Here is a 21,064-nt window from a genome sequence, read left to right as displayed (position 1 = left end):
GGCTACGACACCGCCGTGGCCGAGAGATCCGGTTCCTCCGGTCGCCGTCCGGCCGCCATCCGCAGACTCAGCACCATCGTCAGGCCCCCGCCCGGCGTGTCCTCCGCGTGCAGCGTGCCGCCCATCGACTCGGCGAAGCCGCGGGCCACCGCCAGCCCCAGGCCGACCCCGGCGCCGCGCGGAGCGTCCCCGTACCGCTGGAAGGGCTCGAAGATGCGCTCCTTGGCCTCGTCGGGGACGCCGGGCCCGCGGTCCACCACCCGCACCTCGACCCGGTCGGCGATGGCGCTCGCGGCGACCAGCACCGGTGTCTCGGCGGGGCTGTACTTCACCGCGTTCTCCACGACGTTGGCGACCGCCCGCTCCAGCAGCCCCTTGTCGGCCTCGACCATCGGCAGGGTCTCGGGGATGTCCAGCTCCACGCTGTCCTCGGGAACCCCGCCCAGCGCCATCGGCACCACCTCGTCGAGGTCGGTCTCACGGACGATCGGCGTGACCGTGCCGGTCTGCAGACGGGACATGTCGAGGAGGTTGCCCACCAGGTGGTCGAGCCGGTCGGCGCCGTCCTCGATCGCCTCCAGGAGGTCGGCCCGGTCCTGCTCGGACCACTCGACGTCGTCCGAACGCAGCGACGACACCGACGCCTTGATGCCCGCGAGCGGCGTGCGCAGATCATGGCTCACGGCGGCCAGCAGCGCCGTGCGGATGCGGTTCCCCTCGGCCAGCTCCTTGGCCTGGTCGGCCTCGCTGCGCAGCCGCTGCCGGTCCAGGACCACGGCGGACTGTGCGGCGAACGCGGCCAGCACCCGCCGGTCGGCGGCCGGCAGCACCCGCCCGGACAGGGCCAGCGCCATGTGGTCCCCGACCGGCATGTCGGCGTCCGCGTCCTCGGGAGCCTCCGCGGGCCGCGGCCCCACACTGCCCGCGCAGGTCCACGGCGCCACCTCGCTCTCCCGCTCCAGCAGCGCCACGGACCGCATGCCGAAGGTCTCCCGCACCCGCTCCAGCAGGGCCTCCAGACTGGTCTCGCCCCGGAGCACATTGCCCGCGAGGTAGGAGAGGATCTCCGACTCCGCCCGCAGCCGCGCCGCCTGGTGGGTGCGCCGGGCGGCGAGGTCGACGACGGAGGCCACGGCCACCGCGACCCCGACGAAGATCGCGATGGCGACGATGTTCTGCGGGTCGGCAATGGTGAAGGTGTGGACGGGCGGGGTGAAGTACCAGTTCAGCAGCAGCGAGCCCACCGCCGCCGAGGCCAGCGCCGGCAGCAGCCCGCCGAGCAGCGCCGCGGCGACCGTCAGGGTTAGATACAGCAGCATGTCGTTGGCGAGGCCGACGTCCGGGGCGACGCCGGTCAGGAGGAGGGTGAGGAGAACGGGGCCGAGCACGCCGACCAGCCAGCCCCGGATGATCCGGGAACGGCCCAGCCGTGCGCCCCGGTTCACGGGCAGACCCCGGCCCTTGCCCGCCTCGTCATGGGTGATCAGGTGCACGTCGAGGTCGGGCCCCGAGTCCCGGGCGACCGTCGCACCGACGCCCGGCCCGAAGACGTACTGCCAACTCCTGCGTCGAGAGACGCCGAGCACGATCTGGGTGGCGTTCACCCCGCGCGAGAAGTCCAGCAGGGCCGCCGGGACGTCGTCGCCGACGACCTGGTGGAAGGTGCCGCCCAGGTCCTCCACGAGGGTGCGCTGGACGGCGAGTTCGTTCGGGGAGGCGTAGGTCAGGCCGTCGCTGCGGGTGATGTAGACGGCGAGGACCTCGCCGCCGGCGCCCTTCTCCGCGAGCCGCGCGGCCCGTCGGATCAGCGTCCGGCCCTCCGGGCCGCCGGTCAGGCCGACCACGATCCGTTCGCGCGAACCCCAGATGGTGGAGACCTGGTGCTCGCTGCGGTACTGGTTGAGGTACTCGTCGACCCGGTCGGCGACCCACAACAGCGCCAACTCCCGCAGGGCGGTGAGGTTTCCGGGCCGGAAGTAGTTGGAGAGGGCCGCGTCGACCTTGTCCGGCCTGTAGATGTTCCCGTGTGCCATACGGCGGCGCAGGGCCTGCGGCGACATGTCGACGAGTTCGATCTGGTCGGCCCGCCGCACCACCTCGTCCGGCACGGTCTCCTGCTGTCGTACGCCCGTGATGGACTCGACGACGTCGCCGAGCGATTCGAGGTGCTGGATGTTGACCGTCGACACGACGTCGATGCCGGCCGCGAGCAGTTCCTCGACGTCCTGCCAGCGCTTGGCATTGCGGGAGCCGGGGATGTTGGTGTGGGGCAGCTCGTCGACCATCGCCACCTGGGGGCGGCGGGCCAGGACGGCGTCGATGTCCATCTCGGTGAACGTGGTGTCCCGGTACTGGAGTTCCTTGCGCGGGATCTCCTCCAGGCCGTGCAGCATCACCTCGGTGCGCGGTCGGCCGTGGTGCTCCACGAAGGCGACGACGCAGTCGGTCCCGCGCTCGATGCGCCGGTGCGCCTCGGAGAGCATCGCGTACGTCTTGCCGACGCCCGGTGCCGCGCCGAGGTAGATCCGCAGCTTGCCGCGTGCCATGTTCACCCTTCGAAGCGGTAACCCATGCCGGGTTCGGTGATGAGGTAACGGGGGTGCGAGGGGTCCGCCTCCAACTTGCGGCGCAGCTGGGCCATGTAGACCCGGAGGTAGTTGGTCTTGTTGCTCTGGGTGACCCCCCAGACCTCCTGGAGCAGGTACTTCTGGGTGATGAGCCGGCCGGGGTTGGTGATCAGGATCTCCAGCAGATGCCACTCGGTCGGTGTGAGCCGTACGTCCCGGTGGCCGCGGACCACCTTCTTGGCCAGCAGGTCGACCGTGAACTCGGCGGTCTCCACCCGGGTGGTCTCGGGAGCGAGCGGGGTCTCCTCGACACGGCGCACGGCGGCGCGCAGCCGGGCCATCAGCTCGTCCATGCTGAAGGGTTTGGTGATGTAGTCGTCGGCGCCGGCGTCGAGCGCGGCGACCTTCTCGTCGGAGGCCTGGCGCGCGGACAGCACCAGGACCGGCACCCGGGTCCAGCCGCGCAGGGCCCGGATGACGTCGACGCCGTCCATGTCGGGCAGCCCGAGGTCCAGCAGCACGACGTCCGGTTGGCGCGCGGCCGCGAGGCGCAGCGCCGTGGCTCCGTCGGAGGCGGCGTCCACGCCGTACCGGCGCGCCTGCATGTTGATCACGAGGGCCCGCACCAGCTGCGGGTCGTCCTCCACCACCAACACCCTGGTCATGGGTGGGCGCCACTCCTCTCGTACGCGCCGGCCGACGTCCAACCGGCTTCACGGCTGGGGAGTGTCCGGCGGATCAGGTCGGCTGAAAGACACGGTGCTTCCTGGCCGAGCCGAGCGGACTCCTGGGGGTCCCCCACGCCCTTGAGGCAGTGGGGGGCGCGTGCCGGACCCCCCGACGCCGGGCTGATCCGCCGGACACCCCCCAGGGGAGCCGACGGGCTCGGATCGCTCCGGCCGCCGACTCCCGCTCGGGTCTCGTGACGCCATCAGCTCTTCGCCGCGAGGGCCTTGAGCGCGATGTTGAGTTCGAGGACGTTCACGCGGGGCTCGCCCATGAAGCCGAGCGTGCGGCCCTCGGTGTGGTCCTTGACCAGCTTCTCGACCTGGGCGACCGGGAGGTGGTTGCGCTGGGCGACCCGGTGGACCTGGAGCTCCGCGTACTGCGGGGAGATGTCCGGGTCGAGGCCGGAGCCGGAGGAGGTGACCGCATCGGCGGGGACCTGGGAGGGCTTGACCGGGTAGCCGGGCACGGAGTTGTCCTTGACGACCTTCGCCTTCGCCTCCTTCACCCACTTGATGAGGTCGGCGTTGTCACCGGAGCGGTTCGTGGCGCCGGAGAGGATCAGCTTGTACTGGGTGTTGACCGAGTTCGTGCCCAGCCCGTTGGCGGGCCGCGGCTGGAAGTAGTCGAGGCTGTAGCCCTGTTGCCCGATCAGCGAGGACCCGACCACCTTCCCGTCGGCCTTGATCTCGGAGCCGTTCGCCTTGTTGTGGAACAGCGCCTGCGCCACACCTGTGACGGCCAGCGGGTAGATCACGCCTGTGAGCAGAGTCAACACGAGCAGCGCCCGCAGGCCCGCGCCCAGCAACCGCCCGGTGTTCACAACGGAGTTGTTCATGGTCCTTCACCCGATCCCGGGGATCAGAGAGATGAGCAGGTCGATGATCTTGATGCCGATGAAGGGCGCGATCAGACCGCCGATGCCGTAGATCGCGAGGTTCCGCCGCAGCAGCTTGTCGGCGCTGACCGGCCGGTACTGCACACCCTTGAGCGAGAGCGGCACCAGCGCGATGATGATCAGCGCGTTGAAGATGACCGCCGAGAGGATCGCGGAGTCGGGCGAGGACAGGCCCATGACGTTGAGCGTCTTCAGGCCCGGGTACACGGCCGCGAACAACGCCGGGATGATCGCGAAGTACTTCGCGACGTCGTTGGCGATGGAGAAGGTCGTCAACGCGCCTCGGGTGATGAGGAGTTGCTTGCCGATCTCGACGATCTCGATCAGCTTGGTCGGGTTGGAGTCGAGGTCGACCATGTTGCCGGCCTCCTTGGCGGCCGACGTACCGGTGTTCATCGCGACCCCGACGTCCGCCTGGGCGAGGGCCGGCGCGTCGTTCGTACCGTCACCGGTCATCGCGACCAGTTTGCCGCCCGCCTGCTCCCGCTTGATGAGCGCCATCTTGTCCTCGGGCGTGGCCTCCGCGAGGAAGTCGTCGACGCCCGCCTCCTCGGCGATCGCCTTGGCCGTCAACGGGTTGTCACCCGTGATCATGACGGTCTTGATGCCCATGCGCCGCAGCTCGTCGAACCGCTCCCGCATGCCCTCCTTGACGACGTCCTTGAGGTGAATGACGCCCAACACCCGCGCCCCGTCGGCATCTTCGACCGCCACCAGCAGTGGCGTACCGCCGGCCTCGGAGATCCGGTCGGTCAGATCCTGTGCGTCCTGGGCGACTTCACCACCACGCTCCTGCACCCACGCGATGACCGACCCGGCCGCGCCCTTACGGATCTGACGCGCGTCCACGTCCACACCCGACATCCGGGTCTGCGCGGTGAACGCGATCCACTCGGCCCCGGCCAACTCGCCCTGGTGCCGCTCCCGCAGGCCGTACTTCTCCTTCGCCAGTACGACGATGGAGCGGCCCTCGGGCGTCTCGTCGGCCAGCGACGACAGCTGGGCCGCGTCGGCCAGCTCGGCCTCGGTCGTCCCGCTGACCGGCACGAACTCGGCGGCCTGCCGGTTGCCCAGGGTGATGGTGCCGGTCTTGTCGAGCAGCAGCGTCGACACGTCACCGGCCGCCTCGACCGCACGCCCGGACATGGCGAGTACGTTGCGCTGCACCAGCCGGTCCATACCCGCGATGCCGATCGCGGAGAGCAGGGCGCCGATCGTGGTCGGGATGAGGCAGACCAGCAACGCCACCAGCACGACCATCGTCAGATGCGTGCCCGCGTAGTCCGCGAAGGGCGGCAGCGTGGCACACGCCAGCAGGAACACGATCGTCAGCGAGGCCAACAGGATGTTCAGCGCGATCTCGTTGGGCGTCTTCTGCCGGGCCGCGCCCTCGACCAGGTTGATCATCCGGTCGATGAAGGTCTCGCCGGGCTTCGTCGTGATCTTGATGACGATACGGTCGGACAGCACCTTCGTCCCGCCGGTGACAGCACTGCGATCGCCTCCGGACTCACGGATGACGGGCGCCGACTCACCGGTGATCGCCGACTCGTCCACGGACGCGACACCTTCGACGACGTCACCGTCGCCGGGAATGATGTCGCCGGCCTCGCAGACGACCAGGTCGCCGATCTTCAACTCGGTTCCCGGGACCCGCTCCTCGGAGTCTCCGGCGAGCCTGCGCGCGACGGTGTCCGTCTTGGCCTTGCGCAGCGTGTCGGCCTGCGCCTTGCCACGGCCCTCGGCGACCGCCTCCGCCAGGTTGGCGAAGACCACGGTCAGCCACAGCCAGGCGCTGATCGCCCACCCGAACCAGTCGCCGGGGTCCTTGAGGGAGAAGACGGTGGTCAGTACCGACCCGATCCACACCACGAACATCACGGGCGCCTTGACCATCACCCGCGGGTCGAGCTTGCGGAACGCGTCCGGCAGCGACTTGAGCAGCTGCTTGGGGTCGAAGAGGCCCGCGCCGACACGGCCCTCGGGGGACTTGTGCCCGGTGGGTACGTCGCTGTGCGGCGCCCGGGTCGGAGTGGCTGTGGACATGGAGTCCTGCTTCTTGGTGTCAGTCGTCATGACGCCAGCCCCTCGGCCAGCGGGCCCAGCGCGAGGGCCGGGAAGTAGGTAAGACCGGTGATGATCAGGATCGCGCCCACCAGCAGGCCGGTGAACAGAGGCTTTTCGGTGCGCAGGGTTCCCGCTGTGGCCGGCACCGGCTTCTGCTCGGCGAGCGAACCGGCCAGCGCCAGCACGAACACCATCGGCAGGAAGCGGCCGAGGATCATCGCCAGGCCCAGGGTGCTGTTGAACCACTGGGTATCCGCGTTCAGTCCGGCGAAGGCCGAGCCGTTGTTGTTGGCGGCGGACGTGTAGGCGTAGAGGATCTCGGAGAATCCGTGTGCCCCGCTGTTGGTCATCGAGTGCGCCGGGGTCGGCAGGGCCATCGCGAAGGCGGTGAAGATCAGCACCAGGGCGGGCGTGATGAGGATGTAGCAGGCCGCCAGCTTGATCTCGCGGGTGCCGATCTTCTTGCCCAGGTACTCGGGCGTACGGCCGACCATCAGACCGGCGATGAACACCGCGATGACCGCCATGATCAGCATGCCATAGAGACCGGAACCGGTACCGCCGGGCGCGATCTCGCCCAGCATCATGCCGAGCATGGTGATGCCGCCGCCGAGGCCGGTGAAGGACGAGTGGAAGGAGTCCACCGCACCGGTCGAGGTCAGTGTGGTCGACACCGCGAAGATCGACGAGGAGCCGACCCCGAAGCGGACCTCCTTGCCCTCCATCGCGCCGTGGGCCAGCTCGAACGCCGGGCCGTGGTGGGCGAACTCGGTCCACATCATCAGGGCGACGAAGCCGACCCAGATGGTGGCCATGGTCGCGAGGATCGCGTAACCCTGTTTCACCGAGCCGACCATGATGCCGAAGGTGCGGGTCAGCGCGAACGGGACGACGAGCAGCAGGAAGATCTCGAAGAGGTTGGTGAAGGGCGTCGGGTTCTCGAAGGGGTGGGCGGAGTTGGCGTTGAAGTAGCCACCGCCGTTCGTCCCGAACTCCTTGATGGCCTCCTGCGAGGCGACCGCCCCGCCGTTCCACTGCTGCGAGCCGCCCATGCTGTGCCCATGGAAGAACTGACCGACCTCGTGGATGCCGGAGAAGTTCTGGATGGCACCGCAGGCGACGAGCACGATCGCGGCGATGAAGGCACCGGGCAGCAGGATGCGGGTGACGCCCCGCACCATGTCGGACCAGAAGTTGCCGAGTTCGCCGGTGCGCGAGCGCGCGAACCCTCGTACGAGGGCCACCGCCACCGCGATGCCGACCGCCGCCGAGACGAAGTTCTGCACGGCCAGTCCGGCCGTCTGCACGACATGGCCCATGGCCTGTTCGCCGTAGTACGACTGCCAGTTGGTGTTGGTGACGAAGGACGCGGCGGTGTTGAACGCCTGGTCCGGGTCGATGGCCTTGAAGCCCAGCGACAGCGGCAGGACGCCCTGGAGCCGCTGGAGCAGGTAGAGGAAGAGGACGCTGACCGCGGAGAAGGCGAGGACACCTCGCAGGTACGCGGTCCAGCGCATCTCGGTGTCCGGGTTGGCGCCGATGCCCTTGTAGATCCACTTCTCGACGCGCCAGTGCCTGTCGGAGGAGTAGACGTTGGCCATGTAGTTGCCGAGAGGGACATAGGCGAGCGCCAACGCGCCTATGAGCGCGAGCAGTTGGAGCACGCCGGCCAGTACGGGACCCATATCTGTCTCAGAACCTCTCCGGGAAGATCAGGGCGAGGACGAGATAGCCCAGCAGGGCGACGGCTACGACCAGACCGATGATGTTCTCGGCGGTCACAGCTTCGTCACCCCCTTGGCGACGAGAGCCACCAGCGCGAAGCACGCGATCGTGGTGACGACGAAGGCCAGATCGGCCATCGTGAACTCCTGGATGAGGTTCGTTGGACAGGGACGATTAGAGGAAACAGGCTCAGTGACCGGAATCGAGCGCTCGTTGACGGGTCCCATACGGCGCTCCGCGCGGCTTTGACGGGTCTCTTACGGCCACTGCTCCGCCCTGTGACCTGCGGCTCGAAAAGGCCGGCTCGGAACAACCGGCTCGGACGGCCGCCTCAGAACAGCCGGAAGCGCAGGCGGCAGATCACCGCGTCGGTCTCCCTGCGCACGGCGTGCGCGACGACCGCGCCCCGCTGGTCCTGCGGCAGCCGCTGCCACAGCCGCTCCGGCTCGGTCTCCGGGATGAGCACGGTGACCCGGGTGGCCGGCTCGGACGCGCACACCTCACGGAGGTAGGCGGCGATGGGGCGGCCCAGGGAGGCCGGCGTACAACCCGCGTGCGGTGTGGACGTCGGCCGCGTACGACCGTCACGTGCCGTGCCCCAGGTCGTGTCCCGTTCTCCGGGCCGCCGACCGTCCCTTGCGGGTTCTTCGCGCCGAAACCGGCGTCTTTGACACGTCCTTGACGGGTATGCGACCTGAGCGACGGACGGCAGGTCGCTGTCGTGGCGTCAAGAAGGGAGGCCGGGCCGTATGGGTCCCGTCAAGGTCCGTTCCGCCGTGCCGCGCGGTCTCTAGCGTCTGGCGCATGGGACACCGCGACGACGCGCGTGACCAGAGGCCCAGCACCTCCGGTCACCCGGTTCACGACCGCCGTTGGGCGCGAGATCTGGTCAGTGCCGGTCGCTGCGCCGTCGTACTGCTGACCCTGCTGTTTCTGATCGACTGGGGCGCGGACACCCTGTCCGCCCGACGCGGTGCGCTGTGGATCGCGCTCGCGCTGCTGCTCTTCCTCGCGCTCTGCCCGGCCCGGATCCGGGCCGGCGAGGGCTGGCTGGCCTCACGCCGCCTGCTGCGCGCCCACAGAGTCCGCACCGATCTCCTGGTGTCCGTGCGCTGCCTGGACGGGATCACCCAGCGTCTGGTGTTCCGGGACGTCTTCGGCGAACGTGTCGAACTCGACCCCCAGGTCCTCGTCGACAACCCCGACCTCTGGCACCGGCTCCACCAGGACGCCCGCAGGTCACTCACGCTCGGCACCCTGCTGTGCGGGACCACCGCGCTGGACCGGATCGCGGAGCGGGTGGAGCGCGAGACGGCACGTACGGTGTTCGAGGTCTCCGACCTGAAGTGACGGTTCCTCGGCTCAGTCCCGCGGCGGCACGCCCGTCATCAGGATGTCCAGCCCGCGCCGAGTCGTGGCCAGCACCACCCGGTCCCCCGCTCGCAGCACCCGCGCCTGTGCCGGACGCCAGTCGAACTCCGTGCGGTCGGGCCGCAGCCCGGTGAGGCTGTCCGCGGCCGACGCCGCCGGAAGCGGTCCGGCGGCGGCCCCGACGGCCAGCACCCGCCACGCGTTCTCCCGGAACGCCTCGTGCACGGACCGCCCCTCCAGCTCGGGATGCCCGGCCACGTCCACGCAGGTGAACAGCAGTGAGCCCCGCTCCACCGGCATCACCCCCAGCACATGCCGGCCCATCATCGCCGCGGCGAACGACGGCGCGGCCAACGCGGAAACACTTCTGCTCCGGGTCAGGGCGTCCGGGTAGGAGGCGCGCAGGGTGCGCTGGACGGTCGCCGCGAACCCGTCGTCGTAGAGCCGTGTCACCACCCGTACGGCGGGGTTGGTCTCCCGGACGGCCATGACGATGTCGAGGTTCTGCCCGTCGTCGCGGGTGAGCACCAGCAGCGAGCGGCTCTGCCGGACACGGGCCAGGTCCAGCACCTTCGGGGAGGTGGCGTCGTCCAGGATCAGCGGGACGCCGAGTTCACGGGCGAGGGGGACGCCACGGGCGTGCGGGTCGCGTTCGATGGCGACCACCTGGTGGTCGGCGGCGCGCAGCCGGGCCAGCACCCTCGTGCCGACCATGCCGAGGCCGACGAGGACTATGTGGCCGTTCACGTCGTCGTCGGGCGGGTGGTTGGCGGAGGCGGTGCGGAAGGCCTCGGTGGCGTTCACGGTCGCGGCGACGACGAGCGGGAGCACGGCCAACCCCACGAAACCGGCGAGGAGTTGGAGGACGCGGCGGGCGACCGGTTCGTCGGTGGCCGGGTCGCCCATGGTGAAGATGTCCAGCAGCGGGAGGTAGAAGTTCTTCCACCACGGGTGTTCGTCGGCGAAGAGCGCGGTGGCGGCCGACAGCGCCACGACGACGGCGCCCAACGCCCCGTAGACGGCGGCGAGTTGATGGGAGAGGAACACCTTCCACGGCAGACGGGCGAGCCGCGCCCGCAACCAGGTGCGGGGATGCAGACGCAGTCGGCGGACGGCCGCTTCGGCCGCGTCCCCACTGATCTCCTCCAGCATCAGCCGGCCGTGCGTGAACTGCCGGTGGTACGCGGTCCGGGTGTCGGGCAGCAGTTGGATGCCGTCCTCCCCGGGCGTCTCCGCGCTGTCCTGGCTGGCCGGGTCGTCCTGGTGGGCGCCGGACAGGACGGCCAGGGTGGTCAGGTCGGTCGCCTGCGCCGGCGCACCCGCGGCCCGTACGACACCGCGGAAGACCTTGCCCTCGACCTGGAGGGTGTGGCCGTGGCCCACGGCGGCGGCCGCCACGAGTTCCGGTACGGCGGTGTCGGCGTCGGAGAGCACGGTGGTGGAGGTGTCCTGGGCGGGGTCGTCGCACAGTCCGGCCGCCCGGTCCAGGAGCCGTTCCAGATGGCGGCCGCGCTCGCGGTTGAACATGCGGACGACCAGCCGGACCGAGGGGTTGATGGTGCGGGCCAGCAGAGCGGCGGTCATGTTGACCTGGTCGTCCCGGTAGGTGAGGGCGAGGGCGGCGGCCCGGTCGACGCCCGCCGCTCTCAGGGTGCGCTCGTCGGGCCGTGCGGAGAGGTGCAGTTCGACGGGCGAGTCCGGGTCGCGGTGCAGCGCGGCGATCCGGGCGCCGTGCTCGTCGCCTGCGGAGGGCAGCACGACGGTGACCATCTCGCCGCACACACCGTCCAGTTCGACGGCGAGCCGGTGCGCGAGCCCGTCGTCACCGCAGATGATCATGTGCTGTGCTCGCTGTCCGGAATCCGCGCGGATGGGGAGAGTTGACGTCACAAGAGGCAGAACGGCCGGGGAGGGCGGCACTGTTCCGGCCGTGCACCTGACAACCATCAAAGAATGAATCAAGAACACGCCAAGACGGGCAGGTCAGACCACTGCACTGCCGACCTCGTACGCGGCCGGGGCAACGACATCACTGCCGGGGACGTTGACACTGTCTTGACGGGCCGCGGCCGGGATAGGGTGAAAGCGGTGTGCCGGGAAGTCTGGTCGGCAGGGTGCCGCGGTGGCCCCCTTCGCAATCCAGGGGGACGGCATGCGCGGCGTCGGAACGGTTCTCGCACTCGTGGTACTGGCCACACTCGTGGCCACCTTCGCCCGCCGGTGGCGCATTCCCGCCCCTTCTCTCCTCGTGGTCGCCGGTCTCGCCGTCGCCCTGCTGCCGGGCACCCCGCAGATCGAGATCAGCCCCGAGATCATCGGCCTGGTGGTGCTGCCGCCGCTGCTGTACGCGAGCGCCGAGGAACTGTCCTGGCGCGAGCTGAAGGCGGTCTGGAAGCCGGTCGGGATCCTGGCCATCGGGCTGGTCCTGGCGTCCGCGGCGGCGGTCGGCGCGGTGGCCTCCCTGGTGACGCCGCTGTCGTGGCAGATGGCGTTCGTGCTCGGCGCGGTACTGGCCAGCACCGACCCGGTCGCGGTCACCGCACTCGGCAGACGTCTCGCGCTGCCGCCCAAGGTCCAGATGCTGGTGCAGGCGGAGAGCCTGTTCAACGACGCGACCTCGCTGGTCCTGTTCCGGGTCGCGGTGAGCGTGGCCGTGGCGTCCGCGGCGGCCGACTGGGGCGCGGCGGGCGGCGAGTTCATGGTCCTCGCGGGCGGCGGCACGGTCATCGGCGCGGCCGTCGCCTCCGTCGTCACCCTGATCCGCCGGCGCACCGAGGACCCGGTCCTGGAGACGGTCATAGCCCTGGTCACACCGTACGCCGCCTACGTTCTCGCCGAGGCGGCCCACACCTCCGGCGTCACCTCGGTCGTCGTCGCCGGCGTCGTCCTCGGCGGCCGCGGCGACCGGCTCACCAACGCCCGCATCCGCCTCCAGCTGCACGCGGTCTACGGCACCGTCGTCTTCCTGCTGGAGAGCGTGGTCTTCTCCCTCATCGGCCTCGCCCTGCCCGCCCAGGTCCGGGCCCTGTCCGACGGCGACCGGGCCTGGCCGCTCTACGCCCTCGCCGTCGCCGGCACCCTCATCGCCGTACGGCTGCTGTGGCTGGCGCCCCTGTCGGCGGTGGTGCAGCGCAAGGGCGGGATCAGCCGCATGAACTGGCGGATGCCGGTGGTGCTGACCTGGGCGGGCACAAGGGGCGTCGTGCCGCTGGCCGCCGCGCTGTCCATCCCGGAGGCCACGAAGAGCGGCTCGGCCCTGGTGGACCGCCCCCTGGTGCTGGTCCTGACCACCTCGGTCGTGGTCGTCACCCTCGTCGTACAGGGCTTCACCCTCGCCCCGGTCGTCCGCCGCTCCGGCATCGCCCTCGAACCCGACCACACCGAGCGCGAGGAGGCCGCCGCCCGCTGCCGCCTCGCCGACGCCGGCATCCGCCGTCTCGAAGAGCTCTCGGAGCTGGAGGCCGTACCCGACGTCGTCCTCGACCGACTCCGCCGCGGCCTCACGGCCCGCCGCGACGACGCCCGCGACCGCCTCGCCGACGACGACGGCCATGCGGTCCCCGTCGAGTCCGCCGACCTGGTCTACCGCCAGCTGCGCCGCGACCTGATCGCCGTGGAAGCGCTGGAACTCCAGCGCCTCTACGACGAGCACGCCATCAGCGACACGACCCGCAGACGGCTCCAGCGCTCCCTGGACCTGGAGGAGGCACGCCTCACGGACGCCTGACTCAGCGGAACTCGGCCAGCCGCGGCCGCAGCCCGAGAGCCGTGAGCACCACGGCCGCGAACAACAGACCAACCGCCCACGGCAGCACCGCACTCACGGCGGACCTCCCCTCCCCCACCGCCGAGGCGAAGTGCGCCCGGTTGATGTCGGTGACCTTGTCCAGCGCGGCCATGTAGGCCCCGAAGTGCGCGTTGGACGTCCCGGGCTCCCACCCCATGCAGAACTCGACCGCCTCCCGCTCCTTGCCGGCCGCGAGCAACGCCCGGATCCTCCGGTCGTCGCGCTGGTAGACGGCGTAGGCCTCGACCGTCCGCTCGGCCGCGGCCCGCTCCCCGGGAAAGGTGATGTTGTCGAGCTCGCGCCGGTACTCGCCGGTGAAGCGCAGGTCGTGGTGGTCGGTTCGGTACGCCTGCCAGCTGGTGGCGAGTCGGGAGTCGTACGACGACAGAGTCGCGCCCCTGATGCCGTACAGCTCCTGCGACTTGGCGAGGAACGTCCGCGCGTAGCGGTCGCGGCGCTGCGGGTCGAGGAGGTAGCGGCTCTCGTCGGCGTTGGCGTCATAGGCGATGGCGCGGGCGCGGGAGAGGGCGACGACGGAGTCGAAGGCGTCCCGCCGGGCGCCGCGCAGATGGCCGGAGGTGGCCGACAGCATCTCGGTGCCGAGCACGACGGCGAGGAGGGTGCAGGCGGTGGCGGCGAGCACGCCGGGGTTGAGGACGCGGCGGAAACTGCGGGCCAGATACCACTGGAGGCCCCCGAGCAGGACGAGCAGCAGCAGACCGAGCGCGAGGACGGCGGCGAGCTGCGCGGAGAGGGCGGAGCGGGCCGCGCCGTACTCCGCGTCGAAGGCACGGTTGTTGGAGTCGACCAACTTGCGTGATTCCGGCAGGAGTTGCCCCCGCAGCAGATCCGTCGCCTTCCGGTACTCGACGAGCGCGTCCGCCGTGCCGCCGACCCGCCCGTCGCTCTCCAGGGCGCGCCCGACGAGTTCCTGGTACTCGGCGAAGTCGTCGGTGAGGGACTCCACGGTCCGTTCGTCGCCCCGGGCGCCCTGCGCGGCGACGGCGAGCGTGCGCAGGTCGTGCCCTATCCGGCGGCGGGCGTCGCGGTAGAGACCAACAGCCTTCCCGTACGGGGTCTGGAGCCGCCCTCTTCCACCGTCGCCGTTGGCGAGCAGCATGTTGGCGGCCTGTGCGTCCATGTCGTTCAGGGCCAGGTCGAGGTCGGCGGCGCTGGTGGTGCGGGGGGCGTCACGGCCGGCGACGCTGCCCCAAGTGCCGCCCGCCGCAAGGCCGGCCACCAGCAGGAGTGCCGCGAGGGCGGTGGCCAGCAGGACCGTGGCCGCGCGCAGCAGGTGCAGCCGCGCGGGCACGGTGGCCCGGAAACGGCGACGCAGAGCGGCCCGCGCGGCCACGGTCCGGTGCCCGGGACCGGTGGGCCCCGAGCGGGGCGGCCGCGGGCCGGGCCCGCCCCCGGCCGGGACGACCGCTCGCACCGGCGGCCGCACGGCGCCTTCCGTATCGGGTCTCCGCGATGTTCCGGCCGTGATCGCCACGGTCCCTCCCCTACCAGGCCACGGACGGTCACCCGTCCCCCGCGCCGCTCAGTCTGCGACCGGTTCCGGCCACTCGAGAGGTCCGTTGACGCTCCTCTGACGCAGGATCAGGTGTGTTTGACGGGACCTTGACGGCGTCTGCGACGGGGCGAAGGTGTCCTCGTGCCGTCACCCCGTCCCATGACACAGGGTGTCCGCGCGGGGCCGGCGACAGTGCTTCCCTCACCCGGCCTAATACCACCGAAACTCCGCGTACCTTGCCTTTTCGACGCGCGACGACTCCGAGCAGGCAGTCTTAACGGAAGCTTGACGCCCACAGCCCCGCCATCCGTGGGCCCGCGCGTCACTCTCCGCTTACGCTGATTCCGCCGTCCGCGTGATGGCCGGAACCCACACGCTGAGCCGCACCTCAGGAGCACGCCGATGGCCACCACCGAGTACCCGCCTCCCAGTCGCCTGCGCGCCTGGATGCTGCAGGGCCTGTCCGACATGGGCAAGGGTGTCCAGCAGGCCCCGCAAGCCGAGCCGGGGCCGGCCCACAAGGGCCAGCGTTGGTACCGGGTGATGTGCCTGACCGGTGTGGACTACTTCTCGACCCTCGGCTACCAGCCCGGCATCGCCGCCCTGGCCGCCGGTCTCCTGTCGCCGGTGGCGACCGTCATCCTGGTGATCGTGACCCTGGCCGGTGCGCTGCCGGTCTACCGTCGGGTGGCCGAGGAGAGCCCGCACGGCGAGGGCTCGATCGCGATGCTGGAGCGGCTGCTGTCGTTCTGGAAGGGCAAGCTGTTCGTCCTGACCCTGCTCGGCTTCGCGGCGACCGACTTCCTGATCACCATCACGCTGTCGGCGGCGGACGCGGCCACCCACATGGTGGAGAACCCGCACCTGACCAGCGTTCTGCACGGCCAGCGGATGATCATCACGCTGGTCCTGGTCGCCCTGCTCGGCGCGGTCTTCCTCAAGGGCTTCCTGGAGGCCATCGGCGTCGCGGTCGCCCTGGTGGTGGCCTACCTCGGCCTCAACGCGGTCGTCGTGGTCGTCGGCCTGTGGCACGTCGCCACCGAGGGTCATGTGGTCACCGACTGGTCCAACGCCCTCACCGCCGAGCACGGCAACATCTTCGCCATGATCGGCGTCTCACTGCTGGTCTTCCCGAAGCTGGCCCTCGGCCTGTCCGGCTTCGAGACCGGCGTCGCGGTCATGCCGCACGTCCAGGGCGACGCGGGCGACACCGACGAGAACCCCGGGGGCCGTATCCGCGACACGAAGAAGCTCCTCACGGCGGCCGCCGTGATCATGAGCATCTTCCTGATCGTCACGAGCTTCATCACCACGGTCCTGATCCCGGAGAAGGAGTTCAAGTCCGGCGGCCAGGCCAACGGGCGCGCGCTCGCGTACCTGTCCCACGAGTACCTGGGCAACGCCTTCGGCACGGTCTACGACGTCTCGACCATCGCCATCCTGTGGTTCGCCGGCGCCTCCGCGATGGCGGGCCTGCTCAACCTCATGCCGCGCTACCTGCCCCGCTACGGCATGGCCCCGCACTGGGCCCGTGCCGTCCGCCCAATGGTGATCGTCTTCACCCTGGTCGGCTTCCTGGTCACCTGGATCTTCGACGCCGACGTCGACGCCCAGGGCGGCGCCTACGCCACCGGTGTGCTGGTCCTGATGTCCTCGGCGGCGATCGCGGTGACCATCGCATCCCGCCGCGCCGGGCAGCGCGCCTTGACGATCGGCTTCGGCGTCGTCTCGGCGGTCCTGCTCTACGTCACCGGCGCGAACGTCGTCGAACGCCCCGACGGCGTCAAGATCGGTGCCTGCTTCATCGCCGGCATCATCCTGGTCTCCCTCCTGTCCCGGCTGGCCCGCGCCTTCGAGCTGCGCGTCACGCATGTCGAGCTCGACGACATGGCGGAACGATTCATCCGGGACATGGCCAGCCGCAAGATACGGTTCATCGCCAACGAGCCCGACCAGCGGGACAAGGCCGAGTACCGCGACAAGATCCAGCAGATCCAGGAGGACAACGACATCCCCGGCGAGGACTTCGTCTTCGTCGAGGTGACGGTCACCGACCCCTCGGAGTTCGAGGCGGGCCTGAGGGTGCGCGGCGAGGTTCTGCACAAGCGCTATCGCGTCCTGACCCTGGAGTCGTCCTCCATCCCCAACGCGCTGGCGGCCCTGCTCCTCCACGCCCGCGACTCCACCGGCTGCACCCCGCACATCTACTTCGAGTGGACCGAGGGCAACCCCTTCGCCAACTTCCTCCGCTTCTTCCTCTTCGGCCAGGGCGAGGTCGCCCCGGTCACCCGGGAGGTTTTGCGCGAGGCGGAGCCGGACCGCGCCCGCCGCCCGCGCGTCCACACGGGCTGAGCACGATCGCGGCGAGCGTCAGGATTCCGTCAAGATGCCGCCCCTCGGCATCAGGACGCCGTCAGGAGCAGCTCCCGTCCCGCCTTCCGCGCTCTACGGTCACCTCATGCCAAGAAGCAGACCGCCGAACCCGGCGGGTGACCGCCACTGGCGTGGCAGCGTCCGGCTCGCCGTGTGCTGCGCTCTCACGTTCTGCGCGATGACCATGCTGGTCGACTGGGACGCGGAGACCCTGACCCCGGCCCGCGCGCTGCTCTGGCTCACCCTGTCCGCAGCCGTCTTCACCGTGCTGCTCCCGCCCCGTGTGACCGCGGGGCCGGGCTGGCTCGCCGTACGCGGCCCGGTGTGCCGGCACATGGTCCGTACGGACGCCCTGGTCGCCGTACGCCAGTACAGCGGAGCCTCCTCGCACCTCGTCCTGCGCGACGCCCACGGCGGGCATGTGGAGCTCGACCCCCGCGTCCTGCTCGCCGACCCCCTGCTCTGGCACGAGCTGGACACCGGTGTCCGCCGCTCCCTCGAACGCGGCACCCTGCGCCAGGGCACGGACGTACTGCGCAGCCTCGGCCACGAGATCGACGACGAGACCGCGCGGGCGGTCCTCAGGGCGTCGGGTCTCTCCTGACGAACGCCCGCCGCCGCGGCCGTACCACCACCCGCCCGAAGTCCTTACGGCCGTGTATCTCGACCCGCAGCTCGACGGGCGCGCCCGGCTCCCCGGCCGACCGGGCCTTGATCTTGGCGAAGCCCAACACCAGACCGTCGGTGTCCACCACGATTCCCGGCCGCGTCACCAGCTTCAGCACGCCCCCGCGCATGTCCAGGTCGATCCGCAGGGTGTCGTACGTGATCACCGCATCGCTCAGGTCGAGGGTCACGTCACCCCACTCCGACTCGATCTCCAGCCGCCGCGGCACCACCCAGCCCTCGCCCCGCCGGGCCGAGCCGCCCCGCTGCTCGATCCGTACGACGTCCTTGGCCTCGACCGGTATCCCCGCGACCTCGGTCGGCAGGTCGGTCGTCAGGACGGCGAGCTCCCCCACCGTCCGGGCGGACAGGGCCGCCTCCACGCGCTCGTCCAGTTCCTCCACGGTCAGCCGGCCGTCCCCGGCCGCGATGCGCAGCACGTCCACGACCCGGTCGCGATCCGCGTGCGAGGCCCTCAGTCCGAGCGAGTCGGCGGCACCGGACGCCCCACCACCCCGCGACAGCTCACCGGCCATGCCCGCACTCCCCTCCGAGGCCACGAACTAACGCTATATCGCGTCATACCCCACACTCAACCCCGTATCCGCGAGGGCCCGTTCACGGCCCTATCGTGATCCGCATGCAGAGCTACACAATCGGCCAGGCAGCACGGCTGCTCGGCGTCAGCCCCGACACCGCACGCCGCTGGGCGGACGCCGGCCGGGTGGCCACCCACCGCGACGAGGGCGGACGCCGGCTCATCGACGGCCGGGACCTGGCGGCCTTCTCCGTCGAACTCGCCAAGGCCGGCAGCGGCGAGGAGGAAGCCCCGTACACCTCGGTCCGCAACGCCTTCCCCGGGATCGTCACCGCGATCAAACTCGGCGACGTGGCCGCCCAGGTCGAGATCCAGGCCGGCCCGCACCGACTGGTCTCCCTGCTGACCCGGGAGGCCGTGGAGGAACTGGGCCTGGAGGTCGGCATGGAGGCCACGGCCCGGGTGAAGTCGACGAACGTCCACATCGACCGCACCTGACCCACCGGCACCGCCCGTTCCGTACGAACGCACATGCCACCCTACGAAGCCATTACTCCGGCTCATGCAATGCGACAGGAGACTTACACCTCGCATATGCGCCAGTATGATCGGCGCACGGGAGGGACCCGACGGCCCCTCCGCGACGAGAACCGAGGGAGTGGACCCGTGATGACCCGTTCCGCGCGCCGGACCCGCCGGACCCTGCAGGTGGCCGGCACAGGAGCCGCCGCGCTGCTGGCCCTGACCGCCTGCTCCTCGTCCGACTCCGACTCGAACTCCACGAAGTCCGACACCTCGTCGTCCGCGTCCTCCTCGCCGAAGCTGTCCGGCACCGTCACCGTCTTCGCGGCCGCCTCGCTCCAGGAGAGCTTCACGACCTTGGGCAAGGAGTTCGAGAAGGAACATCCGGGCACCAAGGTCACCTTCAACTTCGGCGGCAGCGACACGCTGGCCGCGAGCATCACCGGCGGCGCGCCGGCCGACGTCTTCGCGGCCGCCAGCCCCAAGACGATGGCGATCGTGACCGACAAGAACGACGCGGTGGGCACCCCCGCCACCTTCGTCCGCAACCAACTGGAGATCGCCACCCTGCCGGGCAACCCCGACAAGGTCTCCTCCCTCAAGGACCTCACCAAGTCCTCGTTGAAGGTCGTGCTGTGCGACAAGACGGTGCCCTGCGGCGCCGCCGCCCAGAAGGCCCTGACCGCCGGCAAGCTGAAGCTCACCCCGGTCTCCTACGAGCAGGACGTCAAGAGCGCCCTGACGAAGGTCGAGCTGAAGGAGGCCGACGCGGCCGTCGTCTACAAGACGGACGTGAAGGCGGCCGGCAGCAAGGTCTTGGGCGTGGAGTTCCCCGAGTCCGCCGACGCCGTCAACGCCTACCCGATCGCTCTCCTCAAGAACGCCCCCAACGCGGCGGCGGCCAAGGAGTTCATCGCCCTCGTACGGTCCACCCAGGGTCAGAAGGTCCTGACCGAAGCCGGGTTCCTCAAGCCGTGACGTCCACCGACAAGCCCGACGCAGCGGCCGACACCCTCGAGGGTGGGCCGCGGCGCGGGCGTGTCCGCAAGACCGACGGCCACCGGGGCCACTCCCCCAACAGCCCCCGTCGGCAGGCCCGTTGGACGCGACGTACCCGGCGTACCCGATCCCCCGGCGTCCCCCTTCCTCTTCTCCTCCCCGCCCTCCTGGGCCTGGCCTTCCTCCTGCTCCCCGTGGTCGCCCTCCTGGTACGGGCGCCGTGGAGCACCCTCCCCGACCAGCTGACCAGCCCCGAGGTCTGGCAGGCCCTGCGTCTGTCCCTGCTCTGCGCCACGGCGGCGACCGCTGTGAGCCTGGTCATCGGCGTCCCCCTGGCCTGGCTGCTGGCCCGCACGGACTTCCCGGGCCGAGGCCTGGTACGGGCCCTGGTGACCCTCCCCCTGGTGCTCCCCCCGGTCGTGGGCGGCGTCGCCCTCCTCCTGGCCCTCGGCCGCAACGGCGTGGTCGGCCGGTGGCTGGACTCCTGGTTCGGCATCACGCTCCCCTTCACCACGACCGGAGTGGTGGTCGCCGAGGCCTTCGTGGCAATGCCGTTCCTGGTCATCAGCGTCGAGGGCACCCTGCGCGCGGCGGACCCGCGCTACGAGGAGGCCGCGACCACCCTGGGCGCCTCCCGCTTCACCGCGTTCCGCCGGGTCACCCTCCCCCTGATCGCCCCGGGCATCGCGGCAGGCGCGGTCCTGGCCTGGGCCCGGGCCCTGGGCGAGTTCGGCGCGACGATCACCTTCGCCGGCAATTTCCCGGGCCGCACCCAGACCATGCCCCTGGCGGTCTACCTGGCCCTCCAGAACAACCCAGAAGCAGCGATCGCCCTCAGCCTGGTCCTCCTGGCCGTCTCGATCGCGGTACTGGCGGGCCTGCGGGACCGCTGGATGACGACATCATGAAGGACACCGACCGGGTCAAGCCCCCCACCCATCCCCACGCCGCGCCCCGGGACGGCGCCCCGTCAACCGCAGACCACAACCCCGCGGCCGCCACAGACGGCGATCCCGCAACCACAGACCACAGCCCCGCAATCACAGACAGCGGTCCCGCGGCCACAGACCACAGCCCCGCGCTCGCAGACAGCGGTCCCGCGGCCACAGACGGCGATCCCGCAACCACAGAACACAGCCCCGCGCTCGCAGACGGCGATCTCGCAGCCACAGAACACAGCCCCGCAGCCGCCGACGGCGCCCAGCCCCCACAGGGGCCACCCGCACCCGACCACGAAACCGCCCAGTCGGCGTCCGCGCCCGGCACCTGGAGCAGCCCGCCGTCCCACGCCTCGCGGGCGACCTCGCGC

Annotated in this window: 17 protein-coding genes and 1 pseudogene; 7 read left to right on the top strand and 11 right to left on the bottom strand. The window is 70.6% G+C overall.

Annotated features, from left to right (window positions below; genetic code table 11):
• Window positions 1-2: 2 nt before the first annotated feature.
• The 8 genes and pseudogenes from ACWC09_RS04290 to ACWC09_RS04255 all read right to left on the bottom strand — a co-directional run.
• The gene (locus tag ACWC09_RS04290) at window positions 3-2,546 is read right to left on the bottom strand and encodes a DUF4118 domain-containing protein (protein ID WP_450848333.1); all 2,544 of its coding nucleotides are present in this window, start codon (window positions 2,544-2,546) and stop codon (window positions 3-5) included.
• A 2-nt stretch (window positions 2,547-2,548) separates the two neighbouring features.
• The gene (locus ACWC09_RS04285) at window positions 2,549-3,232 is read right to left on the bottom strand and encodes a response regulator (protein WP_450848331.1); all 684 of its coding nucleotides are present in this window, start codon (window positions 3,230-3,232) and stop codon (window positions 2,549-2,551) included.
• A gap of 266 nt (window positions 3,233-3,498) precedes the next feature.
• Entirely contained in the window at window positions 3,499-4,131 is a 633-nt protein-coding gene (locus tag ACWC09_RS04280) for a potassium-transporting ATPase subunit C (protein ID WP_450848329.1), read from the bottom strand.
• Window positions 4,132-4,137: 6 nt separating this feature from the next.
• Window positions 4,138-6,267 (bottom strand): potassium-transporting ATPase subunit KdpB, encoded by a 2,130-nt coding sequence (gene kdpB, locus ACWC09_RS04275; RefSeq protein ID WP_450848327.1) that lies wholly within the window; start codon window positions 6,265-6,267, stop codon window positions 4,138-4,140.
• Complete coding sequence (gene kdpA / locus ACWC09_RS04270; protein WP_450848325.1) at window positions 6,264-7,943, bottom strand: potassium-transporting ATPase subunit KdpA; 1,680 nt, start codon at window positions 7,941-7,943, stop codon at window positions 6,264-6,266. Before kdpA ends, kdpB begins: the two co-directional genes overlap by 4 nt.
• Before the next feature lie 7 nt (window positions 7,944-7,950).
• On the bottom strand, window positions 7,951-8,040 hold the full coding sequence (gene kdpF / locus ACWC09_RS04265; protein ID WP_450848323.1) for a K(+)-transporting ATPase subunit F: 90 nt from the start codon (window positions 8,038-8,040) through the stop codon (window positions 7,951-7,953).
• The gene (locus tag ACWC09_RS04260) at window positions 8,037-8,210 is read right to left on the bottom strand and encodes a hypothetical protein (protein ID WP_450848322.1); all 174 of its coding nucleotides are present in this window, start codon (window positions 8,208-8,210) and stop codon (window positions 8,037-8,039) included. The genes kdpF and ACWC09_RS04260 overlap by 4 nt, the downstream gene beginning before the upstream one ends.
• A gap of 104 nt (window positions 8,211-8,314) precedes the next feature.
• A pseudogene (locus tag ACWC09_RS04255) lies at window positions 8,315-8,530 on the bottom strand (amino acid permease); the annotation flags it as partial.
• A 257-nt stretch (window positions 8,531-8,787) separates the two neighbouring features.
• Between ACWC09_RS04255 and ACWC09_RS04250 the strand changes: the two are divergent.
• Window positions 8,788-9,333 carry a hypothetical protein gene (locus tag ACWC09_RS04250; RefSeq protein WP_450848320.1) on the top strand — a complete coding sequence of 182 codons (546 nt, stop codon included), beginning with the start codon at window positions 8,788-8,790 and terminating at the stop codon, window positions 9,331-9,333.
• A 12-nt stretch (window positions 9,334-9,345) separates the two neighbouring features.
• Here the strand turns inward: ACWC09_RS04250 and ACWC09_RS04245 are convergent, their stop codons facing one another.
• Window positions 9,346-11,193 carry an NAD-binding protein gene (locus tag ACWC09_RS04245; RefSeq protein WP_450848318.1) on the bottom strand — a complete coding sequence of 616 codons (1,848 nt, stop codon included), beginning with the start codon at window positions 11,191-11,193 and terminating at the stop codon, window positions 9,346-9,348.
• A 313-nt stretch (window positions 11,194-11,506) separates the two neighbouring features.
• Between ACWC09_RS04245 and ACWC09_RS04240 the strand changes: the two genes are divergently transcribed.
• Window positions 11,507-13,081 (top strand): Na+/H+ antiporter, encoded by a 1,575-nt coding sequence (locus tag ACWC09_RS04240; RefSeq protein WP_450848717.1) that lies wholly within the window; start codon window positions 11,507-11,509, stop codon window positions 13,079-13,081.
• Between the two features lies 1 nt (window position 13,082).
• Here the strand turns inward: ACWC09_RS04240 and ACWC09_RS04235 are convergent, their stop codons facing one another.
• On the bottom strand, window positions 13,083-14,588 hold the full coding sequence (locus ACWC09_RS04235; protein WP_450848316.1) for a hypothetical protein: 1,506 nt from the start codon (window positions 14,586-14,588) through the stop codon (window positions 13,083-13,085).
• A gap of 471 nt (window positions 14,589-15,059) precedes the next feature.
• On the opposite strand from ACWC09_RS04235, the gene ACWC09_RS04230 reads away from it, so the two are divergent.
• A complete protein-coding gene (locus ACWC09_RS04230; RefSeq protein WP_450848314.1) occupies window positions 15,060-17,009 on the top strand; it encodes an amino acid transporter in 1,950 nt (649 codons plus the stop codon).
• A gap of 106 nt (window positions 17,010-17,115) precedes the next feature.
• Window positions 17,116-17,634, top strand: a complete 519-nt coding sequence (locus tag ACWC09_RS04225) for a hypothetical protein (protein ID WP_450848312.1) — start codon at window positions 17,116-17,118, stop codon at window positions 17,632-17,634.
• Here ACWC09_RS04225 and ACWC09_RS04220 read toward each other — a convergent pair.
• Entirely contained in the window at window positions 17,612-18,232 is a 621-nt protein-coding gene (locus tag ACWC09_RS04220; RefSeq protein WP_450848311.1) for a DUF1707 SHOCT-like domain-containing protein, read from the bottom strand. The genes ACWC09_RS04225 and ACWC09_RS04220 overlap by 23 nt on opposite strands.
• 104 nt (window positions 18,233-18,336) lie before the next feature.
• On the opposite strand from ACWC09_RS04220, the gene ACWC09_RS04215 reads away from it, so the two are divergent.
• The 3 genes from ACWC09_RS04215 (at window position 18,337) to modB (ending at window position 20,663) form a co-directional block, all read left to right on the top strand.
• Window positions 18,337-18,732 (top strand): TOBE domain-containing protein, encoded by a 396-nt coding sequence (locus ACWC09_RS04215; RefSeq protein ID WP_450848309.1) that lies wholly within the window; start codon window positions 18,337-18,339, stop codon window positions 18,730-18,732.
• Window positions 18,733-18,903: 171 nt separating this feature from the next.
• A complete protein-coding gene (gene modA, locus ACWC09_RS04210) occupies window positions 18,904-19,734 on the top strand; it encodes a molybdate ABC transporter substrate-binding protein (protein ID WP_450848307.1) in 831 nt (276 codons plus the stop codon).
• Window positions 19,731-20,663, top strand: coding sequence for a molybdate ABC transporter permease subunit (gene modB, locus ACWC09_RS04205; protein WP_450848305.1), 933 nt, complete (start codon window positions 19,731-19,733; stop codon window positions 20,661-20,663). Before modA ends, modB begins: the two co-directional genes overlap by 4 nt.
• Window positions 20,664-21,064 lie beyond the last annotated feature (401 nt).

Source organism: Streptomyces sp. NPDC001617 (assembly GCF_053596855.1).
Note: the sequence above shows the minus strand (reverse complement) of the source record. Positions and strands in the feature narration are given on the sequence as shown.